At 34.0% G+C, this 23,241-nt stretch carries 15 protein-coding genes, 14 tRNA genes, 3 pseudogenes and 1 other annotated feature; of the genes and pseudogenes, 24 read left to right on the forward strand and 8 right to left on the reverse strand.

The window, feature by feature from the left end; genetic code table 11:
• Nucleotides 1-2: 2 nt before the first annotated feature.
• Nucleotides 3-452 carry a chemotaxis protein CheX gene (locus ACWV26_RS05790; protein ID WP_455897420.1) on the reverse strand — a complete coding sequence of 150 codons (450 nt, stop codon included), beginning with the start codon at nt 450-452 and terminating at the stop codon, nt 3-5.
• Nucleotides 453-876: 424 nt separating this feature from the next.
• On the opposite strand from ACWV26_RS05790, the gene ACWV26_RS05795 reads away from it, so the two are divergent.
• The 21 genes from ACWV26_RS05795 (at nt 877) to ACWV26_RS05895 (ending at nt 12,766) form a co-directional block, all read left to right on the forward strand.
• Complete coding sequence (locus tag ACWV26_RS05795; RefSeq protein ID WP_455897421.1) at nt 877-4,503, forward strand: dynamin family protein; 3,627 nt, start codon at nt 877-879, stop codon at nt 4,501-4,503.
• Nucleotides 4,503-5,315, forward strand: coding sequence for a sulfurtransferase (locus tag ACWV26_RS05800; protein ID WP_455897422.1), 813 nt, complete (start codon nt 4,503-4,505; stop codon nt 5,313-5,315). Before ACWV26_RS05795 ends, ACWV26_RS05800 begins: the two co-directional genes overlap by 1 nt.
• A 75-nt stretch (nt 5,316-5,390) precedes the next feature.
• Nucleotides 5,391-6,326 (forward strand): C39 family peptidase, encoded by a 936-nt coding sequence (locus tag ACWV26_RS05805; protein ID WP_455897423.1) that lies wholly within the window; start codon nt 5,391-5,393, stop codon nt 6,324-6,326.
• Nucleotides 6,327-6,497: 171 nt separating this feature from the next.
• Entirely contained in the window at nt 6,498-7,712 is a 1,215-nt protein-coding gene (locus ACWV26_RS05810; protein ID WP_455897424.1) for a hypothetical protein, read from the forward strand.
• 324 nt (nt 7,713-8,036) lie between these two features.
• Nucleotides 8,037-8,111 (forward strand) — tRNA-Gly (locus ACWV26_RS05815).
• Nucleotides 8,112-8,120: 9 nt separating this feature from the next.
• Nucleotides 8,121-8,209, forward strand: a tRNA-Leu gene (locus ACWV26_RS05820).
• 45 nt (nt 8,210-8,254) lie between these two features.
• Nucleotides 8,255-8,331, forward strand: a tRNA-Arg gene (locus ACWV26_RS05825).
• Nucleotides 8,332-8,335: 4 nt separating this feature from the next.
• Nucleotides 8,336-8,412: transfer RNA gene (locus ACWV26_RS05830), tRNA-Pro, on the forward strand.
• Between the two features lie 22 nt (nt 8,413-8,434).
• Nucleotides 8,435-8,510, forward strand: a tRNA-Ala gene (locus ACWV26_RS05835).
• Between the two features lie 24 nt (nt 8,511-8,534).
• Nucleotides 8,535-8,608: transfer RNA gene (locus tag ACWV26_RS05840), tRNA-Met, on the forward strand.
• Nucleotides 8,609-8,616: 8 nt separating this feature from the next.
• Nucleotides 8,617-8,709, forward strand: a tRNA-Ser gene (locus ACWV26_RS05845).
• 129 nt (nt 8,710-8,838) lie between these two features.
• Nucleotides 8,839-8,915 (forward strand) — tRNA-Met (locus ACWV26_RS05850).
• A 3-nt stretch (nt 8,916-8,918) separates the two neighbouring features.
• Nucleotides 8,919-8,995 (forward strand) — tRNA-Asp (locus ACWV26_RS05855).
• Nucleotides 8,996-9,024: 29 nt separating this feature from the next.
• Nucleotides 9,025-9,100, forward strand: a tRNA-Phe gene (locus ACWV26_RS05860).
• A gap of 12 nt (nt 9,101-9,112) precedes the next feature.
• A tRNA-Thr gene (locus tag ACWV26_RS05865) sits at nt 9,113-9,188 on the forward strand.
• A gap of 9 nt (nt 9,189-9,197) precedes the next feature.
• Nucleotides 9,198-9,274 (forward strand) — tRNA-Asn (locus ACWV26_RS05870).
• A gap of 3 nt (nt 9,275-9,277) precedes the next feature.
• A tRNA-Ser gene (locus ACWV26_RS05875) sits at nt 9,278-9,368 on the forward strand.
• A 10-nt stretch (nt 9,369-9,378) separates the two neighbouring features.
• Nucleotides 9,379-9,450: transfer RNA gene (locus ACWV26_RS05880), tRNA-Glu, on the forward strand.
• Between the two features lie 261 nt (nt 9,451-9,711).
• Nucleotides 9,712-9,950: a binding site (T-box leader), on the forward strand.
• A 45-nt stretch (nt 9,951-9,995) separates the two neighbouring features.
• On the forward strand, nt 9,996-11,630 hold the full coding sequence (gene metG / locus ACWV26_RS05885) for a methionine--tRNA ligase (protein WP_455897425.1): 1,635 nt from the start codon (nt 9,996-9,998) through the stop codon (nt 11,628-11,630).
• Nucleotides 11,631-11,758: 128 nt separating this feature from the next.
• Nucleotides 11,759-12,052, forward strand: a complete 294-nt coding sequence (locus ACWV26_RS05890) for a hypothetical protein (protein ID WP_455897426.1) — start codon at nt 11,759-11,761, stop codon at nt 12,050-12,052.
• 66 nt (nt 12,053-12,118) lie between these two features.
• A complete protein-coding gene (locus ACWV26_RS05895; protein ID WP_455897427.1) occupies nt 12,119-12,766 on the forward strand; it encodes a Yip1 family protein in 648 nt (215 codons plus the stop codon).
• Between the two features lie 383 nt (nt 12,767-13,149).
• Here the strand turns inward: ACWV26_RS05895 and ACWV26_RS05900 are convergent, their stop codons facing one another.
• A complete protein-coding gene (locus tag ACWV26_RS05900; protein ID WP_455897428.1) occupies nt 13,150-13,389 on the reverse strand; it encodes a hypothetical protein in 240 nt (79 codons plus the stop codon).
• A gap of 109 nt (nt 13,390-13,498) precedes the next feature.
• A pseudogene (locus tag ACWV26_RS05905) lies at nt 13,499-14,465 on the reverse strand (2-hydroxyacid dehydrogenase).
• A 169-nt stretch (nt 14,466-14,634) separates the two neighbouring features.
• Between ACWV26_RS05905 and ACWV26_RS05910 the strand changes: the two are divergent.
• Nucleotides 14,635-14,853, forward strand: a complete 219-nt coding sequence (locus ACWV26_RS05910; protein WP_455897429.1) for a hypothetical protein — start codon at nt 14,635-14,637, stop codon at nt 14,851-14,853.
• 20 nt (nt 14,854-14,873) lie between these two features.
• Here the strand turns inward: ACWV26_RS05910 and ACWV26_RS05915 are convergent.
• Nucleotides 14,874-15,577, reverse strand: a pseudogene (locus ACWV26_RS05915) (polysaccharide deacetylase family protein).
• 149 nt (nt 15,578-15,726) lie between these two features.
• The gene (hmpA, locus tag ACWV26_RS05920) at nt 15,727-16,905 is read right to left on the reverse strand and encodes an NO-inducible flavohemoprotein (protein ID WP_455897430.1); all 1,179 of its coding nucleotides are present in this window, start codon (nt 16,903-16,905) and stop codon (nt 15,727-15,729) included.
• Between the two features lie 224 nt (nt 16,906-17,129).
• Here hmpA and ACWV26_RS05925 point away from each other — a divergent pair, with 224 nt between their 5' ends.
• On the forward strand, nt 17,130-17,795 hold the full coding sequence (locus ACWV26_RS05925) for a TerC family protein (RefSeq protein WP_455897431.1): 666 nt from the start codon (nt 17,130-17,132) through the stop codon (nt 17,793-17,795).
• A gap of 128 nt (nt 17,796-17,923) precedes the next feature.
• Here ACWV26_RS05925 and pepF read toward each other — a convergent pair whose 3' ends face one another.
• A complete protein-coding gene (pepF, locus tag ACWV26_RS05930; RefSeq protein ID WP_455897432.1) occupies nt 17,924-19,741 on the reverse strand; it encodes an oligoendopeptidase F in 1,818 nt (605 codons plus the stop codon).
• Nucleotides 19,742-20,036: 295 nt separating this feature from the next.
• Nucleotides 20,037-20,723, reverse strand: a complete 687-nt coding sequence (locus ACWV26_RS05935; RefSeq protein ID WP_455897433.1) for a phosphoribosylaminoimidazolesuccinocarboxamide synthase — start codon at nt 20,721-20,723, stop codon at nt 20,037-20,039.
• 251 nt (nt 20,724-20,974) lie between these two features.
• On the opposite strand from ACWV26_RS05935, the pseudogene ACWV26_RS05940 reads away from it, so the two are divergent.
• Nucleotides 20,975-21,230 (forward strand): annotated as a pseudogene (locus ACWV26_RS05940) (transposase); the annotation flags it as partial.
• A gap of 102 nt (nt 21,231-21,332) precedes the next feature.
• Here ACWV26_RS05940 and gdhA read toward each other — a convergent pair.
• Nucleotides 21,333-22,706, reverse strand: coding sequence for an NADP-specific glutamate dehydrogenase (gene gdhA / locus ACWV26_RS05945; RefSeq protein ID WP_455897434.1), 1,374 nt, complete (start codon nt 22,704-22,706; stop codon nt 21,333-21,335).
• Nucleotides 22,707-23,241 lie beyond the last annotated feature (535 nt).

Consider the following 23,241-nt stretch of genomic DNA (forward strand, 5'->3'; position numbering starts at 1 on the left):
CTTTAATCGATTGTAAGCAATATCATAAAATCTCCAATTTCATCAGCCATGACAGGTAGCTTAAATGCATGCTTGAAGCCAAAGAGTTTTGTTTGTCCAACCGTTACTGTAGGTGTCGTAATATCTAATGCTAGGTTTTGTTCTGCGACGAATGTACAAAGATTTCCCGCAACCATATTGCCAAACTCACCCGTAAACGATTCTAACATATCACCCTCCAGTCGCATACCAAACATCGCTTCACTAATTGCACTAAAGGTAGTTGGGGTAGAATCAATGATAATCCGCCCATTCATATCTCCAATCATACCAATTAAAACACCCATTTCCGATTGTTCATAAGGATCTGAAGTAATAGATGGAGATAAAACATGAACTTCTTTAGGCAAAATCGCTTTAAGTGAAAGAATTGTACCATTTAACATTGTCTGCACTTGTGTAGATGTGCTCATTGGTATCTCCTTTTCTTGTGACCTTTTTATTATATTATCACGCAAAGAGAAAATTTTGTAGCAATCCTTGACGAATTATAAATTTTTTATTATTATTGAGATAACAAATGAGAATGATTTTCATGTTCAGTGATAAAAATAAAAAATTAATAAACGATGTTAGATTCTTCTGTTCATAATAATGATAAAGAGACACAAGATAACAGGAGATTTTAACAGAGAATTTATCAAAAAGGAGCGGTCATAATGATTTATGCATTTATTGGTGCCACATTAATAATTTACGGTGTTATTGGGAAATTTGTATTGAATCAGACAACCGCACATTTAAAATAATTTTCACTTCCTCCTAAATCAGGAGGATTTTTTTTGTATTTGCATGGTAAAATGAATTTATTACTTATTAAAGGGGTAAAAGATTGTTATGACAGAATTCGAACAGCATATACAAAAACTCTTAAAGCAAACTGCAGTTCAATATTTAATTTATGAACATAATGAAGATGAAGAACGCATACAAAAAACAAAATTATTTGCTGAAAAGCTTTTGAATAAGGAATATATGATTGCATTTGCAGGTCATTTTTCTGCAGGAAAATCTAGTATGATTAATGCATTAACTGGTGAAGATCTTTTGCCTTCTAGTCCGATACCTACAAGTGCGAATGTCGTAAAAGTACATAAATCTGCACAAAATTATGCGATTGCGTATTTAACGGGTCAAGATCCAGTTAAATTCGACGAAAATTATGACATTCGTATGGTCAAGGAATTTGCAAAAAACGGAGCACTTGTTTCACAAATAGAAATTGGCCATAAGGATTCTGTTTTACCAGAAGGTATTACTGTAATGGATACACCAGGGGTCGATTCAACAGATGATGCACACCGCATGTCTACAGAGTCAGCACTCCATTTAGCAGATATTGTTTTTTACGTTATGGACTATAATCATGTCCAATCAGAATTGAACTTCCAATTTACTAAAAATTTAATGAAATATAATCCGAATTTGTACTTAATCGTCAACCAAATTGATAAGCATAAAGAAAATGAACTTTCCTTTGAAGACTTTTCAAATACAGTCCATACATCCTTTGCTAACTGGGGCGTAAATCCAAAAGGAATTTTCTTTACATCATTGCGTGATCAAACACTTCCATATAACGACTTCAAGGAAGTAAAACAAATTGTCATGAATAGTATGAATGGTTGGCAAAAAAACTTACTAGATGTTGCGGAAAAAACATTACAACAACTTCATGTTGAACATGAGCAATATTTACTTACAAATAAACAAGAACTACTAGGAAATAATGAAGAAATCCTTTCAAGTGAGGATTGGGAAATTAGAGATGAAATCAAATCTGACTACCAAACCGTTTTACATCAATTAAAACTTTACTCAGCATCAAATTGGCTTAAAAGTTTTGATGATGAACGTGATGAATTATTAGAAAATGCAGCGACTGCGATTGTACCGTTTGAATTACGTGAAAAGTTAAGAGAGTATCTTGAAAGTATACAACCTAATTTCAAAATGGGGATGTTCTTTGCAGCGAAGAAAACGCAGGCTGAGCAAAAGGCACGTAAAGATGCTTTATATGAATTATATTGCTCGATTACAGCATCTCAAGTTTCAGGACACTTAAAAGCATTAATGAAAAAGGCTTTAAAAGAAGTTAATGCGTTGACTGATGATATGTCAAATGAAATTGACTCATTTGAATTAAAACCACCAATGAGTGTGATTGAAGAACAAGTAAAATTGGACTCTGGTACAGCAGGTGACGCATTATTAAACTTTGCAAATCGTGTTTCAAGTGCGACCATAAGATGGTTTAAGCAAAGTACAGATGATTGGAAATTTGAAAAAGCTAAATATATCGAAGAATTATCATTTACATCAGTAGAACCACTAAAGAAAAAATGTGCACTTCTTAAGAGTAAAGTTGAAATTCTCGAAGCAGTAGAAGTAATTGAACAGCAAGAAAAGTATTTTACTATACAAAAATCCGTATCTAGTGAAACTAAAAATGAGGAAGCAGAACATTATGTTACAAGATGGACAGAAGACCATATTGCTGCTTTTGAAAAAATACGCATATTCGACCCTTCTATGTTGGTAAAAGAGGAACAAATGGATATCGAAGAAGTAACAGAAGAACAAGACACCTCTTCTGTGTCTATTCATACAGCAACTGCACTACAAAATGCTCTGAAGACTGCTAATGCTGTAGCGCCAATTCAAGGTTTCCAAGAAGTAGCGAATTATCTAACAAATAAAGTTAAGCGTCTAGATAAAAAAGACTTTACAATTGCATTATTTGGTGCTTTTAGTGCAGGGAAGTCTTCATTTTCAAATGCTTTGTTAGGTCAAAAAGTATTGCCAGTATCACCGAACCCAACAACTGCAGCGATTAATAAAATTCGTCCAGTTTCAGAGGAAAATCCTCATGAGACTGCCGATGTTCATCTGAAAACAGCGGAACAATTAAAAGAGGATATCATAGCAAGTTTCGGTGCCATTGGTATTCAAGTTACATCATTAGAAGATGCATTTGATAAGGTAGATAAAGCTCTAGCAAGAGAATTAGAAGATGAAAGATTACATGTGCATAAATCCTTTATCCGTGCATTTAAAGAAGGTTATTCAGAATTTAAAGAAAAACTAGGGACTACAATCCAAACAAATCGTGAGGAATTTGAGAAATTTGTTGCACAGGAAAACAGAAGTTGCTTTGTAGATACAATTGATTTCTACTACGATTGTGCATTAACTCGTTTAGGAGTAACTCTTGTTGATACTCCGGGAGCAGACTCTATCAACGCTAGACATACAGGAGTGGCATTTGAATACATTCGAAATGCAGATGCGATTTTATTTATTACTTACTATAACCATGCATTTGCAAAAGCCGATCGTGAATTCTTAATTCAATTAGGACGTGTAAAAGATGCATTTGAATTAGATAAAATGTTCTTCGTTGTAAACGCAATAGACCTAGCATCAAATGATGAAGAAGAAGCGGATGTTAAAGCTTATGTGAAACAAGAATTACAGCGCTTTGGTATTCGAAAACCTCGACTTTTTGGTGTATCTAGTTTACTTGCACTACAAGAAAAAGTAGAAAACACCCATCTAGATTCAGGCATGGCTTCATTTGAAGAGAACTTCCATCACTTCTTATCGGAAGAACTAACAGCACTCGCTGTTCAAGCACTAGCAGAAGAAACAGAGAAAACACAAGAAAGACTTCGTTTATTAATTCAAAATACCGAAGACAATTTGAAACGTAAGGATGAACGTTTAGTTGAACTTGCTAAATTAGAACAATATGTTCATACAAGATACATGTATTCAGCCGCACCAACTATTGAAAAAGATACGGTACAAGAATTAGATGAGCTTTTATACTATGTGTTACAACGAGTTTATTATCGTTATCCTGATTTCTTTAAAGAAGGCTATAATCCAACGACATTTGCAACTAAATCATCAACTGTGGCATTGGAATTGGCACTTAAAGAAGTACTAGCATCATTAAGTTTTGACTTTGAGCAAGAAATGCGGGTAACAAACTTCCGCTTAGCAAAATTCATCTTGAAGAAAATCCAAGAACGTTATGTCTATGATACAAAACAACTTCAAGACGTCAATAATGGTTTTTCATTCATGCCATTTGAAGTAGAAGAACCGAACATTTTAGAATTTACAGGTCCTTTCCAAAATACAAAACCATATGAAGGAGTTAAATCTTTCTTTAAAAATAGTAAATCGTTCTTTGAAAAAGGCGATTTCATAAAACTTCGTGAAGCGCTAGAAGATTTAACGAAACCAGATGCTAAGCAATATTTGGATGTGCAAGCAGAGCGTATGAAGAAATGGTCTGAAGCAGTCATTACAAAAGAAGCCGAAGAATTACGTTTGTATATTAGCAAGCAAGCAATTGAGCAAATTGATCTCGAAAAATCATTATTACAAGAAGGCAGCAAGCTAAATGTTTGGAAAGAAATCTATGAATCATTAATCGATGGAGTGAAAAATTAATGGGAAATGTATTCGTTTCAGTCAATGATTTGGAAGTTGCAAAGCAAAATGATTATAAGTGGATTGATGCACGCTTTAATTTACAAAATTCAGATGAAGGCCACGGATTGTATGAAGAGCGACACATCGAAAAAGCAATTTATTGGGATTTAGAAAAAGATCTTTCTGATATGCAAAAGGATGCAGGCAGACACCCAATGCCAGATAAAGAAAAGCTTAAAAACTTATTGCAACAAAGTGGTTTGCAGCAAGAACAAAGTATATTAATCTATGACCAAGGTGGAGCACCATTTGCTGCAAGAGCATGGTGGATGTTGCAATATGCTGGATTTAAAAATGCGAAAATTGTACAAGAGGGCTTTACAGCATTAGAACAAGCTGGTTTTAAGACAACTAATGCTAAAACAATAATTGAACCTACGAACCTCGAAATTAATTGGCAAGATTATTTATATACAGATCGTGAAGGGGTTAAAGCGATTGTGGAAGGTAAGGTAAATCGTACTTTACTAGATGCTAGAGCAAATATTCGTTATCGCGGAGAAGTAGAGACAATCGACAAAAAGGCTGGACATATCCCAGGCGCTGTAAACTTTGACTGGGAACAGTTAAAACAAAAAGGATTCCTAGCTCCAAATGATGCTCTTTTAGATGTTGTTTCTAAAGATGAACCCATTACTGTCTATTGTGGAAGTGGTGTAACAGCTTCGCCACTATATGCAGTATTAAAAGAGATGAATTATGAAAATGTTCAACTATACACGGGAAGCTTCAGTGATTGGATTTCGAAATATGAAGTCGAAAAAGGGTAGTATAGATAATTAATCTGATATCGGTTATATAGCCGATATCAATACATAAAAAATTTAATAGAAAGTGGGGTTTAAATGTTTTTATCCAGTCAAAGGAAGTTTACTAAAGTCCTAAGTATCACTGCAATAATTTCAGTTTTAGCTTTCACTAGTTTTTCTGGAATAGAAATAAAACCATTATCAGCACAAGCTGCATCAACAGAAGAAAAAGTAACAAATGAATATATTCTAAAATCAATAGGAAATGTACGTTCTGGTGTTGGAACAAAATATAAGATTTTAAAAACACTTAAGAAGGGTACAACCATAAAACCGATAGTACGTAAGAAAGATTCAAGAAAAGTATATTGGTATAAAATAAAAGTAGGTACAAAATATGGTTGGATTTCAGGTACGCTTTTGACAAAAAAATATATTTATAAAACAAGTGGAGACACGTCTGCTATCTCTCTAAAAGTACCTTATATAAATCAGATGAAGCCACTATACGCACCATTCGGATGTGAAGGAGCAAGCTTACAACAAGCGTTACGATATAAAGGGCATGCTCTAAAAACAAGTTATAAAAAGTTCTTAGATGATATGCCTAAAACAAATAATAATCCATATCAGGGCTTTGCAGGTTCGCCTTACTATGCTGTAAAAGATGTCTTTCAATCGATTTTTCCAAAACCATTAGCAAGCTATGGAAAAAAATATAGTAGTACCGTTAAAGACATATCAGCTTCATCTGCAAAGGATTTAAGAGCTGAATTGAAAGCACATAATCCAATTGTTGTCTATGTCACTTTAGACTTTTCAGCTCCTAAATGGACGAAATGGAATATGGGCACTGCTGGAAAAAACGTCAAAATGGTAGATAATCTACATGTAATGACGCTAGCAGGTTATAGTAGCAAAACCAAACGCTATAAAGTAATAGACCCAAATGATAAAGGTGAATATTGGGTCAACCAATATGAATTTGAACGTGCATACAATGCTTTAAAATATGCAGTAGTTGTTCGATAAAAGAAAGTCCAAAAGTGAAAGAATACCTCACTTTTGGACTTTTTTATGTATAGTTCATTAGATGAAAATTTCTTTGATTCAGAAAATAGAAGGATTTTCTTATTTATTGTCGAATGCTAAGTGATGTGCAAGTATTTTATCAAATAACTTTTTATAAAAAGAGGCGTAATAATGATTTCAAAAGAAATTTTTGTAGAATCAATTACTTCGGAATTGGTAAAAGGATTGACACTATTTGAAAATATTAGCGACAAACAAATTCGTGATTTAAAAGTAGAAGTGGAAAATCGAGAACAACTGATTGAACAGCTAAATGAACAAATTATTGATTTAAAACATTCTATCAAATCATTAACCAAATTAAACCTGAATTTAATTAGTGACCGAAAACGTTTAAAAAAACAAGTAGATGCAAAAAATAAAAAAGTAGATTTCACGGAAGGAATCACCCTTTTACTTTCCGGAAATAAAACAACAGAAGAAAAGGTAGTGTTGATCAAGTATTTGCTTGAAAAGGGTATAGATGATACGCAAACTGAATCTTATATAGAAGAGTTGATGCAACTGATTATTGATGCATTAACTAAATTTGATTTCGAACAGAAAAAGACGATTAAAAGAAGTCTAAAGAAATATGAGCAATTTTATCATCATTTATTTGTTAAAGCTCCACCATTTTTTGTCCGATTAATGCTTCAAGCATATTACGCCAATAGTATGAACGATATGCTAAAAAACTTTCTGGAAGTTTTAGTAGAATCTGAATTGTTATATTCCTATAATGATGAAGATGCATTGAATATTTTAATTTATCAACTTTTTTATAAACAAATTGAAGAGTTTCAATCTAATACAAAGATCAAGTCATTTTATACCAATCAAGATAAAAACTATTCGAAAAAGCTTTTTATTGAATGTGAGCAATATTATGTCCATCAGAATAATCATCACTTTAGAGAAGTTGTAACAATTCTTCAAAATATGAAATCTGAAATTGATCTTTTAAAAGTAGAAATGATGCAATTTGTGTTAAAGAAAATCTTTAAAAAAGAAGCAGTTGAAAATTATTATTCATTAGATAGAAAGCAACAAATAACAACTAATAAAATCAACAAATTTCGCCATCCGCATTATAGTGAGCTAAGAAATTTTGGCTACCAGATAACTGATCGAACAGATGAACAACGATGGTCCGCACTACAAGAATATATGACGATTTACGGATTGGAAGCTACAGTAAATGAACTGACCAGAAGAATCCGATTAAAAATGGGGACTATAGAAGATCAAGAAAGATATGCAAATGCCCTGAATAAATGGAGATTTGATTTAGAAAGATTAAAAGAGACATACTTTGAAAATGATTTTTACTGGCCAGTTCTATAGATAATCAAAGGCTAACTCTTCTGTAGTTTTATGAAAATAGGGAACATGAATATGCATATTATTATTATCATAAAACGAGATAGTTAAAAACTTCTTGAAAAGAATAGCAAAATCGATTAATCTAATTTAGATAGAATTAAGTTGCAAAACATTTGTCACTTCTATCATCACAATACATTGTGGTTTAGTAATTTATTGTGGATTTATTTTCAATAGGATTGATTAATGATTGTTAAGAGTACTTAATAAATTTTTTCGAAATAATTTTTTAGAAAACCGTTGCATTTTTAAAATAAGTCCTATATAATAAATCTTGTCCTTAACGCGGAAGTAGTTCAGTGGTAGAACATCACCTTGCCAAGGTGGGGGTCGCGGGTTCGAACCCCGTCTTCCGCTCCATTAAGAGATGCCGGGGTGGCGGAACTGGCAGACGCACAGGACTTAAAATCCTGCGGTAGGTGACTACCGTACCGGTTCGATTCCGGTCCTCGGCACCATCTTATAACGTAAAATAAATATGAAATGATAGTAAATATTAATATGCGCCCATAGCTCAACTGGATAGAGCGTCTGACTACGGATCAGAAGGTTGTGGATTCGACTTCTGCTGGGCGCACCATAAACGGGAAGTAGCTCAGCTTGGTAGAGCACTTGGTTTGGGACCAAGGGGTCGCAGGTTCGAATCCTGTCTTCCCGACCATATCATTTACATATTGAATATTGGGGCCTTAGCTCAGCTGGGAGAGCGCCTGCCTTGCACGCAGGAGGTCAGCGGTTCGATCCCGCTAGGCTCCACCAATCATATATTAAAATTAATATCATGGCGGCCTAGCTCAGCTGGCTAGAGCGTACGGTTCATACCCGTAAGGTCGGGGGTTCGATCCCCTCGGCCGCCATAAACTCTGGAGGAATACCCAAGTCTGGCTGAAGGGATCGGTCTTGAAAACCGACAGGCGGGTCAAACCGCGCGGGGGTTCGAATCCCTCTTCCTCCTCCATTTAAACTTTATAATATTATCGCGGGGTGGAGCAAATCGCAAACGAAGATTGCGATTAACGTCGAAGCAAGCGAAGCGTGGAAGACGTAACTGCCTAGTGCATAATTTAAATTAAATTCATACCACTATCGCGGGGTGGAGCAGTTCGGTAGCTCGTCGGGCTCATAACCCGAAGGTCACAGGTTCAAATCCTGTCCCCGCAACCAAATGGTCCGGTAGTTCAGCTGGTTAGAATGCCTGCCTGTCACGCAGGAGGTCGCGGGTTCGAGTCCCGTCCGGACCGCCATTAATTTTAAAATTGTGTTAATTTATTGTGGGTCGGTAGCTCAGTTGGTAGAGCATTAGATTGAAGCTCTAAGTGTCGGCAGTTCGATTCTGTCCCGACCCACCATAATAATCATTTGCCGGTGTAGCTCAGTTGGTAGAGCAACTGACTTGTAATCAGTAGGTCGAGGGTTCGACTCCTTTCGCCGGCACCATTTAATTATTCCGAAGTAGCTCAGTTGGTAGCAGCATCTGACTGTTAATCAGAGGGTCGCAGGTTCGAGTCCTGCCTTCGGAGCCATATGGAGAAGTACTCAAGTGGCTGAAGAGGCGCCCCTGCTAAGGGTGTAGGTCGGGTAACCGGCGCGAGGGTTCAAATCCCTCCTTCTCCGCCAGTTCTAAAATGGCCCCTTGGTCAAGCGGTTAAGACACCGCCCTTTCACGGCGGTAACACGAGTTCGAATCTCGTAGGGGTCATATTAAAATCCTTCGGAATTAAATTTCTGAAGGATTTTTTTTTGAAATCAAATGGCATTAATACTGTTCTATATTTTGGTTCTGATTCGATCTTATTGGTTTCTTTACTTAAATTAGGTTCATTGAACGATTGTGGAGTTTTTATCTATTGCTGTCCAAGGATAATAATTATCCAAAATAATATAATTATCCTTAAAATAGAAAGAATAATTAAAATATTGAAAATTTTAATTATTGATGATAGGATTGTGGATAGAATAAAAATTAGCGTAGATAAGGAAGAGTAAGTAAGTGGACTTTTATAGAGAGCTTCTGATGGTGAAAATGAAGCAAATGAAACTTACTGAATATGACCTTTGAGCTTCGTACCGAAATAAGAGTAGGCTACGACGAGAATGGCACTCGTTACAACAGCAGCAGTATGAACGCGTACTGATTAAGGCAAATAGTGTGAGCTATTTGTAAATTTAGGTGGTAACACGGGTATATTCGTCCTAATCGTTTTTACGATTAGGGCGTTTTTTATTTTGAAGGAGGAATGATACATGGCAATTTTTGTTGGAGGAGCTTGGCCGTATGCGAATGGTTCATTACATTTAGGTCATATTGCAGCGCTTTTACCAGGCGATATATTAGCAAGATATTATCGTTTGAAAGGAGAAGAAGTATTATATGTTTCTGGAAGCGATTGTAACGGTACACCTATTTCTATCAGAGCTAAGCAAGAACATACATCAGTAAAAGCGATTGCTAATAAATATCATAATGAATTTGTTGATTGTTTCAATAAATTAGGATTTACCTTTGACTTTTATACACGTACAGATTCAAAACATCATTATGAGTCTGTACAAAATATATTCTTAACATTACTTGAAAATGGATATTTATATAAAGACAGTATTAAACAAGCATTCTGTAAGGTAGATAAACAATTTTTAGCTGACCGTTATGTTGAAGGTGTATGCCCAAACTGTGGCGCTAAGGCACGAGGAGATCAATGTGATAACTGTTCAACTATTTTAGATCCATTGGATTTAAAAGAAAAACGCTGTAAAATTTGCGGAAATGAGCCTGAAATACGGAAAACAGAGCATTTCTATTTTTCATTCAGCAAATTCCAACAAGAATTGGAGATATATTTGGCGCAAGCAGAGAAAAAGCAAAGGTGGCGAGAAAATGCAATTACTTTAACAAGACGCTATTTATCTGAAGGCTTACCCGATCGAGCAGTAACAAGAGATTTGCCAAATGGGATTGATGTTCCTGTTCCAGGATTTGAAGGGAAAAAGATTTATGTATGGATTGAAGCTGTGGCAGGATATTATACAGCTAGCCTCGAGTGGGCGAAACGGCATCAAGAAGATGTATCTAAATGGTGGAACACTGATACAATTTCGTATTATATACACGGGAAAGATAATATTCCTTTTCACACTGTTATTTGGCCGGCAATTTTATTGGGCATTGAAAATGAAGCTCTTCCTACTAAAATTATTTCGAACGAGTATCTAACACTTGAAAAAAGGAAGCTATCAACGAGTCAAAATTGGGCAGTATGGGTCCCTGAAATTTTAAAAGAGTATCATCCAGACTCACTACGTTATTTCTTAACAATCAACGCACCAGAAAATCGTGATTCGGATTTTTCTTGGCGAGAGTTTATTTATAGTCATAATAGTGAGTTACTTGGTGCATTTGCTAATTTTATAAATCGTAATTTAAAGTTTATAGAAAAGTATTTTGAATTGAATGTTCCGCAAGTACAGATAAAAACAGAAGTAAAAGATAAAATAACATCCTTATATGTAACAGTCGGTCGCTTAATTGAAGAAGGGCACTTTAAACAAGCTCTTGAAATGATTTTTGAGACTGTAAGAGCAGCGAATCGTTACTTTGATGAAAGACAGCCTTGGTTTACAGTGAAAACAGATAAGGAACACTGTAAAGAAACGCTCGCTACTTGTATCTATATTATTCAAAATTTTGGACAACTATTGCAACCGTTTTTACCATTTGCTAGTAAAGATATTGGCAAAATGCTAAACAAATCGTTGAATAGTTGGGAAGTGATTAATACATTACCATTGCAAATTTTAAACCCAAAACCATTATATGAACGAATAGACGTTAAACAAATTGAAATTGAGCTTGAAAAATTAAAATGCAAGTCTATTTAAAAAGGTAATTTATACAAGTTTATAGATTTAAAAGCTAATTTAATAAAAAACATATACTATTATTTATCGAATTATGTCATCTTTGATATAATAGGACTAATAATAAAGTTAGAAAGTAGTTGAAAGTATTGAATAACAAGTTCCGTGTAAGTCAAATCCTTGTTTCAAAACAAACGCAAAAAGTAGAAAAAATATATGCTGTAAATACAAAAGGTGAACCTTTTGATTTACTTGAAATTAACGTATTAGAGTATTTTCATATTTTAACGAAAGAACAACTTCAAGAACAACTAAATCAATATCAAATACATGGTAATTTAAAAGTTGATGGACACAGAACTCTCCTTACTTTAGATTCCAGAGAAGATGCTAATCTTTATATTGAACATATCGGTCCTTATTTTAACCAAGTATTATTGTAATTTTGATGAGTAAGGCATTCGTCATAGATTAAATACTAAAAGCATACAAGGGAGACAAATTCATTCATGAACAAGCCTCAAATACAACGTCAAAATTATGAAATACAACCTTTCTTCACTACTTGGTTGCACCCCAAAAAGACAGCTCAATATTTAATAGACCATAAAAAATGGACATATGCATTAATTTTTGTACTTTTAGGTGGAATGGCTACAGGGATTACAGGTTTAGAAGACACAGATTATTATCCTGCTTATCCGACTTGGTTATTGCTAGTCGGATGTATTATAGGAGGACCGTTCCTTGGTTTTATTTCGGTCACGATTAGTACATTCTTTTCATGGGTAGTTGGGAAGATTTTTAAAGGGAAAGGTACCTTTGAAGATGTTTTTAAAGTTACAAGTTTAACATCTATACCAACCATTGCAATTGCACCGATTTTGCTAGTTTGGATGGCGAATTCACCATTAACTTATTTTGATACAGGTGATCTTAAATCTAGTTATTTCACGGTCATAGTAGGTGTAGTGTCTTGGCTCATTACAATATTAATTGGAATATGGGCATTCGTTATTAACGTAGCAGGTATAGCTGTTGCACACCGTTTCTCTAACTGGAAAGCATTTTTCACAATTATTATTCCAGGAATTATTTTTATCGTAATTATTATTGTGTTTATGTTACTACTTGCTCTAACTTTAGGTATTTTCTAAAGTCAATTGTAGTAAATAATTAATATTGGAGACAATTTTGAAAAAGTTCAAATTTGTCTCCTTTTTTTTATTAGGTGATTTAAGTTTAACTTGTAACCATGCTATAATATTCGGAAATATAAATAGGAGTTAGATATGGCTGTTCTTTTATAGAGAGCTCGATAAGGCGAAAGCGGTAAGAACGAAATATAAGAGTCTTTAGGGTAGAGCAGGGATTAATGAATGTTATTGAAATGAGAGGTATTTTAATAGCAGTTAGTGTTGTTTTACTAATTAAAAGCGGTTTAAATTTCATAAGAATAGTAAAAAGAGACAGGTAAAATCGTTTAAAATAAACCAATATATTGAAAAAAGATCGAACAATGATGTCCGATCTTTTTTGTTTATGCACCAAAAATATTACCTTCATTGACAACTTCTCTGGAAATGGCAATTGCACCTTTTTTGCGTAAGTGTAATATAGCTTCTTCATTTGCGTTAAGAATTTTTTCTAAATAATATTCTTGTTTTTCTTCTGGTATATGCATCCCATTAAATTCGTCACGTAGTGCAAATTCATATACAGCTAATTCATCATCAGTTAATGTGCCAGGGGTTTTTCCTGTTCCTTTATTAGCATCCATTTATTGTGTCTTCCTTTACTTAAAAAATTAATATAACCTCTTATAGTATACAACACATCATGAAACAGTATGAAGTAATCCCATAGTAAAGAAACTGATTGGAAAATCATTATTTAAGTAACGTTTGCAATTCTGGTACAACATTTTGTTGATTTCCATTAATGAATACTTCAATGAGGTTTTCTGCAGCAAGTTTAGCCATATCGTTTCTTGTTTCGTGAGTTGCAGATCCGATATGGGGTGTTGCTGTAAAGTTATCTAATCGAAGTAAAGGATTATCTGGATTTACCGGTTCTTGAACAAATACATCTGAAGCTGCAGCATAAATTTCTTTATTTTTTAAGGCATTGTACAAAGCTTCTTCCTACTGTAGCACCTCTTGACATATTAATGAATATTGCACTTTCTTTCATCAGTTGGAATTTTGTAGCATCCATCATGTTTTTGGTTTCTTCAGTAAGTGGGGTAAGCATGACGATGAAATCAGATTCTTGTAGTAACTGTTCTAAAGGTTTCCAGATGATATTTTCTTCTTCTAATTCTGGTTTTTTATGACGATTATAATAGCTTACATCCATTAAAAATCCGAGTTTGGCTCTTTTTGCTAAGTCTTCGCCAATTCGCCCCATACCGATAATTCCTAAATTTTTATGGTGAATATCTAAACCGTAGTGGCTAATTGATGATTTTGTTTGCCAAGAACCTGTTTTGACGATAGCGTCAAGTTCTGAAATTCTTCTTGCGCTACTAATCATAAGTCCAAAAGTTAGATCTACTACGCTATCATTCAAAATATAAGGAGTATGTGTGCCGATAATTCCGGCTTTTTTCATCGCTTCAATATCGAAATTATCGTAACCTACACTGATATTACTTACAATTTTTAGATTTATTGCTTTTTGAATAAGTTCTTCATCAATAAAGGTCCCCTGTGTTAATAAAGCGTGTTTGTCCTCTATATTTAGAAGCAATTGTTTTTTTGTACATGATGGTTGGTAATCAATCTCGAAGTGTTCTGATAATAGGGTTAGTGTGTTTTCTTCCGTATTTCTTGTTATTAAAAGTTTTGGTTTCATGTTCATTCTCCTTAAATTGTAAAAGTGTAAAGATATTATTAAGTATATATGAAGAATTAGTATAAAATCTAAATTTTCCTATTATTTAAAGGAAGATTGTATGTATATTGTAGAATATATCGATAATGGCAACAAACTACTAAAATCCATTTATGGAAGGTGAAATAAAATGGAGGATAAAGAACTTAAAATTTGGTTTGATATTCTAATGTATACGGTGTTAATGGTTTGTATAACTTACTTAATATATCATAATCAAATGCAAAGATATTTTATTTATATTATAGTAGTGGGATATGTTTTAGCCACAACTTTTAAAGTAGCTGAATTAATCAACTTAAAGCAGAATAATGATAAAAAAGAGTCAAAAAATCATACGGCAAAATAGTCATTTTAAGAGTGACACGATCATTTTGGTTGGAGCCTGAGTTCTTCAACTGTAACAAAGGAATAACCTTCCTTTGTTAATGCTTGTAGGATTCCTTTAATAACTTTAAGTTCTTCTCCATTTTCGTCATACATGGGGTGTAACAAAATAATTGACCCTGGTCTAATATGATTTTTTACATAATTTATTTTGTCAGATGTATTCGTGTAATGCTATCTGGCTCAATATTCCAAGTTATGGTTTCTTTGTTTTGTTTATGTAAGTAATAGGGAAGTAAGAATAGTTTTTTTCCGTTTGGTGGCCGAAAACCAATTTTCCCTGTATATCCTGTTTGTCTAATTAATTTGTCTGTTTTTTCGATTTCTTCTTTTACATAGGTTGGGGATTTAAAAACCATTCTATTATGAAAGTACGAATGATTTCCGATTTGATGATTTGCTTCTACGATTTTTTTAGCTTCGTCTTTATTTTTTTCAACCTCTTCCCCAATTAGAAAAAAAGTTGCTTTTGCATGATATTGTTTTAAAAGTGGAAGAATCTGATTAACTTTCTTCGTTGGACCATCATCAAAAGTTAATGCGACCTTCTTTTGGTTTGTCTCCACTTTGTATGTTAACCCTCCAAACAATTGAAAAGTTCTAGAATTCATCAATTTATATGTACCAAGTAACAGTAAGTAAATCAGTAGAATGCAAGTTCCAACAAATAATAATTTTTTTTTCAAATATAATCCCCTTAAGTAGTTTTTGTTTACACAATTAAAGTGTATGATAATTCTAATTATGGAAGTATTAAGAAGGTGTAAATGGATAACAAACAAAATCAATAAAGAGATTGAACGGTAGTACAGGTCCAATCTCTTTTCATTGGTTATTATGTCTCGATATCAAGTGCCATGGATGGGCCAAAAAATTCATAGAAAATATGATCTTCTGGTATACCAATGCTAAGGAGATGTTTAATCATTGCAAGCATAAATGGTACTGGTCCGCAAATATATACATCGCTTGATTTTTCAATATGCTTTTCCAAAAATTCTTTTGAGACATATCCATCCATAGCAGTAATGATTTCAAAATAGTGAAAATTTGAGTGGTCATTTGCAAGTTGATTTAGTGGTCTTTTAAATACGACTAAATCTTCTGTACTAGCACTTTGAATAAAATTCATCGTTGCGCTATTTTCATTTACTGCTTCTTGAGACATACTCATTAATGGGGTAATACCAATTCCTCCGGCAATGAATGTAACAGGGATATCCGGTTTTGAATGATAGAAGAAGACTCCGGCTGGTGCACTGATTTGTATTGTATCACCAACATTTAAGTGATCGTGTAAGTAATTAGACACAATACCTGCTGGTTCATTGACAATTTCACGTTTTACAGAAATACGATAGCTTTCACCGTCATATGCTTTAGAGAGACTGTATTGTCGTTTATGTGTATATTTTTGACCTGGAATTGGAACGTGAAGGGTGATAAATTGACCAGGCTTATAATCTGGTAGGGGAGCACCGTCTGCAGGTTTTAAATAGAACGAAGTAACTAATTTGTTTTCAGGAACTTTATCAACTAGCTTAAAGTCTTTGAAGAATCGCCAGCCACCAGGTTTCTTCTCAGATTCTTGATATAAATTCTCCTCTGTTGAGATAAAAGCATCTGCAAGTACACCATAAGCTTCTGTCCATGCATCCATAATTTCAGGAGTTGCGGCATCGCCGAGTACTTCTTTAATAGCGAGTAATAAGTTCTCCCCAACAATTGGATAATGTTCCGGTCTAATCCCGAGAGAGCGGTGCTTTTCAGATATTTGTTTTACTACTGGCATTATTTCAGCAAGATTTTCTATATGAACTGCTGCGGCATAGACAGCATTTGCTAGTGCTAATTGTTGTCTACCTTTTCGTTGATTTGTCTGATTGAAAATGTTTAATAATTCTGGATGGGTTTCAAAAAGTCTTTTATAAAAGGCAGTTGTTATTTCCTTACCATGTACTTCTAGTACTGGAGCAGTGGATTTTATAATATCCATCTTTCCTTGTGAAAGCATTCTTTCATTCCTTTCAACCAACAGCTATTACTGCCAGATTGTATAATATAAAGCATCATCTAACCTCTATTTTTGGATTTTATAATAAAAATATACATGTAAAAAAAGATAAGTTATGTAGTTTGTATATAGGAATTTGCTATAATAAAAATAGTTTTTGCTTTTCATTTCCAGTTATAAGAGTAAAATTAAACAAGATAGCTTGTTAGAAAGTAGGAGAATAAATGGATGCACAATTCCTAACAAAAATTGCTTCAATCATTTTGTTAGATATCGTTTTAAGCGGTGATAATGCAGTTGTTATTGCACTTGCATGCCGCAATTTAGCAGAAAAACAACGTAAAAAGGCAATTCTAATTGGTACTGGAGGAGCTATTGTTTTACGTGTGCTATTAACGTTTATAGCTGTTTGGCTATTGCAAATTCCGTTTGTAAAAATAATTGGCGGTCTTTTACTATTTTATATTGCCTATGATTTACTGAAATCAGGCGATGAAGATCCAGATGTGAAGAGTGGTGGTAGCTTACTTGCTGCAGTTCGTACGATTATCGTTGCCGACTTTGTTATGAGTTTAGATAATGTACTAGCTATAGCAGGTGTTGCCAATGGACATATTGGACTTGTAGCTTTGGGTCTACTTGTAAGTATTCCATTAATTATCTTCGGTAGCCAAATTATTATTAAATTAATGGAGAAGTTTCCACTCCTTGTGTGGATTGGTGCACTATTAATTGCTTATACAGCAGGTACAATGATTGTTGATGATAAATATGGCCATCTTCTTGTTGAAAAGACAATCCCAGCAATGGTACATATTATTCCAATTCTTAGTATGGCATTATTAATCGTTGTAGGCTTTTTGACAAAAAAACGCCAAGCGAGACATTAAATACTAGAAACAAGTGAGCAGTCTTAAGACTGCTTTTTGTTTGGTAAAATGGTTTGACGCTCTAAATAACTAAAAAGCGTATTGAAAAACAGTTAATATGTTTTTTCAATACGCTTTATTTTTATAAATTAGTTATTTGTCTTATGGACTTCTTCAGTCAACTCTTCTAATTGATCAATTAATGAACCGATAAAAGCAATGGTGTCCTTTAGAGGTTGATCCGTAGTTATATCGACGCCAGCCATTTGTGCTAACTCAACAGGTGTTTTTGTGCCACCAGCTTGTAATACTTTTAACCAATCTTCAACTGCAGTTTTTCCTTCATGAAGTATGCGTTGTGAAACTTGAGTAGAAATCGTAAGTCCTGCACTATAAGTATAAGGATACAGCCCCATATAATAGTGAGGTTGGCGCATCCAAGTGAACTCAGCACCTTTCGTAATCTCTACTTCTTCTCCCCAGAATTGTTCTAGAACAGAGCGTTTTAGATTATTTAATATGGTTGCATTCACGCTTTCGCCAGCATCAACAAGTTCATATACTTTGCGTTGGTAAGCAGCTTCTAGCAAATGTGTTACAAAGTTATGGTAATAAGTACGAGCAATGATTGTTGCGATAACCCAACGTTTAAATCGAGGGTCATCTGAATTTTCTAGTAAGTAATTTGCCATCAGCATTTCATTCATAGTAGAGGGTGCCTCAACAAAGTAAGTAGATGATTCACTATTGAACAGCGATTGATATTTGTGAGCATTTCTGAAATGTCCTGCATGGCCAAGCTCATGTGCTAAAACAAATACTTCGTTCATACGTTTGGTCCAAGAGATTAAAATATAGGAATGTGATCCATATGGACTTTCACAGAATGCGCCTGTTGATTTTCCTTCATTGTTCGCAAAGTCGATCCAGCGTTCATCGAAGGCACTATCAATCATGTTTAGATAGTCATCTCCCATAACACCAAGAGCCTTTTTCATATAATCACGGGATTCCTCGATAGTAATGGAAGGTTCATAATCAGGATCTAGTGAAATCTTTAAATCCGCAAATGTAATCTTATCTAAACCATGTTCTTTTTGTAGGAGTTTCGCATAGCGACGCATATGTGGCGCTAATTCCTTCATAATAATATCGATTTGACGATTATAAAGTTCCCGATCTACTTCTTGATTAAATAGTAAATAATCAATAACTGAATCATAGCCTCGTAAATCCGCAATTGTTTTTTCAGTTTGAACATGTGTGTTATATGTTTTAGCAGTTGTATGTTGATAGTCAGCTAATTTTTTTGAGAAAGCATTAAACGCTTCACGACGAATGTCGGTATTCGATTCTAACTCCCAGTCACCTTCAAAAAGGTTATAACTTAATGGGTAGCTTTTATCACCAACTGTGAAGTTTTCAAATTTCATATCCACTAATTTAGTTGTATTATACAAACCATATGCTGCATTAAAAGTTGAACCAAGTAGCGCCAGTGTCTTTTCAACTTCTGGATTTAGTTGGTGCTGTTTTTGTTCAACTAAACGATTGATATAATGAGTGTAATTTGGAGCTAATTCAATAGCTTCTTTTAAAAGTTCAGTAGGTAATTCTAAAATTTCGCTATGTACGAAGGATACTAAACTAGCGATTTGAGCTGAAATGGTAGCAAATTTACTTGTACGAATTTGTGCAGCATCATTTGTTTGATCTGTTTCAAGGTCTAATTCTACAAATGATTTATAGGGAATTATAGATTCAACAAATGCTTCATAATCAGTAATAACATTGACGATTTGTTTAGCATCTGTAATATGACTTTGATATTTAGCGTTGAATGATTTCGCTTCCTCAACAATTTTCTTAATACCTGCATTATATGCTTCTTCATTAGGCACTAGTTGCGATAAATCCCAAGTCTCTTCAACAGGGACATCTTGACGTTTTTGCAAGTTATCTATCAATTGAAACACTCCTTTTTATTACGTAACACGAATTAATTTCATTATAAATCGTATATTTAGTAAAGTAAAATATTTCAGATAAATCGTAATTGAAAATTAATGAGGACAATTATTTAAAAAGACTAGTAATTAAATTTTTTAGTCTAACAAATGTTTAAAGCGGAATTAGCAAGGCGACCAAAAAGGTGTTTGCTGATTCCGCTTCTATAATATTGCTAAATTATTCTATTTTTATGTGTTTAAAATTTCAATATCACTCTACCAAAAGAATAGGAAAGAGTGCAAAATGAATTGCCTATTTTGCTAGCATTATTTCCGTGAGTTGAATTGGATCGATGTATTCATTACCTTTATATGCACGCATATTACCACCAGAAATTTCATCAATTAGTAGTATTTCACCTGTTTTAACGTCACGGCCAAATTCTAATTTTAAATCGTGAAGAGTTAACCCTTTTTTTGCTAATTCTGTTCTAACGAAGTTCGAAATATCAATGGCATGTTGTTTTAATGTGTCATATTCTTCTTCTGTAATAATCCCAAGCATATTAAGAGCTTCTTTTGATATAGGAGGATCTTGACGTTCATCGTCTTTTATTGTTACTTCAACAAATGAATCGAGTTCTTTGCCTTCCTCAATATAAGCACCATAGCGTCTTAAAAAACTACCATCTGCACGGAAACGACATATAACTTCTAAACCATTACCGAATATTGTTGCAGGTTTAACTGTCATAGTAGCTTCGTCAATGTCAGAAGATATAAAATGTGTCGGAACATCGATTGCATTTAGTCTTTTATAAAAAAATGTTGTTAGGCTAAGACCTGCACGACCCGCACCTTTAACCTTCAATCCAACACTGTTGGCACCTGGATCGAACACCCCATTTTCACCTGTAACATCATCTTTGAAATGTAATACTAAATGATCTTCATCTACTTTAAATACATCCTTTGTCTTTCCTTCGTAAATCAGCTCCATGTACAATCCCCCATTTCAATGATAAATTTAATGTTATTGTAATTTATTGTTAATAGAAATTGTGAAAAAAAGCTAAAAGAAAGGAAAAAATAGTATAAATACCTTGATTTAACGATAAAAAGAGACTACTGAAAAACCACCTCTTATATGAAAAGTCAGTAAAAATTTTACTGCTAGAAAAATTTAGCCGGCTTTGATAATTTTCTTAATAAAATAAGGACGATTTCTTAAAAATTAAGCTCATTATGTATAAATCAAAAGCAGCTAATAATCGAAAAATCATAAAGAACGAAAAATGGGAACAACAAAAAGAATATGTAAGAGTGAAGATTTCGGAAAAAAAGCGAGTTCAATCTATCGTAAACGTAAAATGATGTCGAACCAGTTTTTGAATTTTTGAAGGCTAATTTAGGGTTCACTCGATTTTCTGTACGTGTAAGATCGAAGGTTGGTAGCGAAATGGTTCTAGCGTTAATGGCCGTGATTATACGAAAATTCACGGCGAACAGCTAAGAGTAATATAATATTATAAGAAAAAAAGAAAGGTGAAATTGAGTGTACTCAATTTCACCTTTCTAACTATTTGAGACTAGTTATGTCCCAGTAAGATTAAATAACACCTTGTGCAATCATTGCATCTGCTACTTTTAAGAAGCCGGCAATGTTAGCGCCAATTAATAAGTTTCCTTCATAACCGAATTCTTTTGCAGCATCACGGCTATTGCGATAGATAGATTTCATAATGTCATGAAGTTTTCCATCTACTTCTTCAAAAGTCCAGAATTGTCTCATGCTATTTTGAGCCATTTCTAATGCTGAAACCGCAACTCCACCTGCATTTGCAGCTTTAGCAGGACCAAACAATACATTATTTTCAAAATATACATCAATAGCTTTTAAAGTAGAAGGCATGTTCGCGCCTTCACCGATCGCTTTGACACCATTTTTTACAAGTAATTTAGCTGATTCTTCATCAATTTCATTTTGTGTTGCACATGGTAGGGCAATATCACAAGGAATTGACCAAATGCCTTTGCATCCTTCTGTATAAGTTGCATCTGGATGTGTTTCAACATATTCTTTAATACGGCCTTGTTGTACTTCCTTAATAAGTTTCACAGCATCTAAATCAATGCCGTTTGGATCATAAATATAACCATTAGAATCAGAACAAGCGACAACTTTTGAGCCAAGTTCTTGTGCTTTTTCAATTGCGTAAGTAGATACATTACCTGAACCTGATACAACAACAGTTGCGCCGTCGAAAGTCATATCAATTTCATTTAACATTTCTTGAACAAAGTAAACACAACCATAACCAGTTGCTTCTTTACGTGCTAAAGAACCTCCAAAGCGAGGTAACTTACCTGTAATCACACCAGGTTCATAAGCAGCGCGAATACGATTGTATTGACCAAATAGGTAACCTATTTCACGAGCACCTACGCCAATGTCACCAGCTGGAACGTCAACATCTGGGCCGATATATTTATGTAATTCTGTCATAAATGCTTGGCAGAAACGCATAATTTCAGAGTCTGATTTGCCTTTAGGATCAAAATCTGAACCGCCTTTAGCACCACCAATAGGTTGTCCTGTAAGAGAGTTTTTGAAGATTTGTTCAAATCCTAGGAATTTAACAATACTTTCGTTCACAGATGGATGGAAACGTAGACCACCTTTATATGGTCCAATTGCAGAACTATATTGTACGCGGTAACCACGGTTTACTTGTATTTTCCCTTGATCGTCTTCCCAAGAAACACGGAATTTTACTACACGTTCTGGTTCAACGATTCGTTCTAGAAGGCTTGCTTTCATATATTCAGGACGTTGTGCGAATACCGGTGTTAATGAATAAAGAATTTCTTTTACAGCTTGCAAGAATTCTGGTTCATGAGAATTGCGCTCTAAAAGATTGTTATACACCCCATCGATATAATCTGTTGCTATTTTTTGAGATTCTGACATTGCTGTGACCATTAAGTTGAAACCTCCATGTATATTTGACTTATAAACTTATAATAGACATAATGATGTGAATTTTCAAATAACGAAAATAGATTAAATTCATAACAAAATTAGATTGAATGTAGAAAATGACGTATTTTTATTAAAAAAAGCGCTAACATTTATCATAATTCGCAATAAAAGTGTTAGGCTAAATTATAAAGTAACTGTTTCTAATAAGTGAAAGATAAAGTGAAAAGTCACTTTATGTGTTTTTCTTCCACTGAATGTAAGGAACACAGGTAAAGGTCTCCAAATCAATCAAAACGTTTATTTATCTGAATTATTCGGGCAATTACGAGAAATAAGGTAGGAAGAATTAATTCTGACATGAAATGTAATAGAGAGAACATAATAATAGTAGACATTTATTGATTGCGGGATTAAGAGAAACCCTGTAGGGGAACCAGTCGGGCAATTACGGGCAGTTATTCCGAATGAAATATATAAATGGCAGGGAATGTAGTAGGAAAACCAGAATAAAAAAGATACTACTGCTCAATATTGC

The organism is Rummeliibacillus sp. JY-2-4R (genome assembly GCF_053847205.1).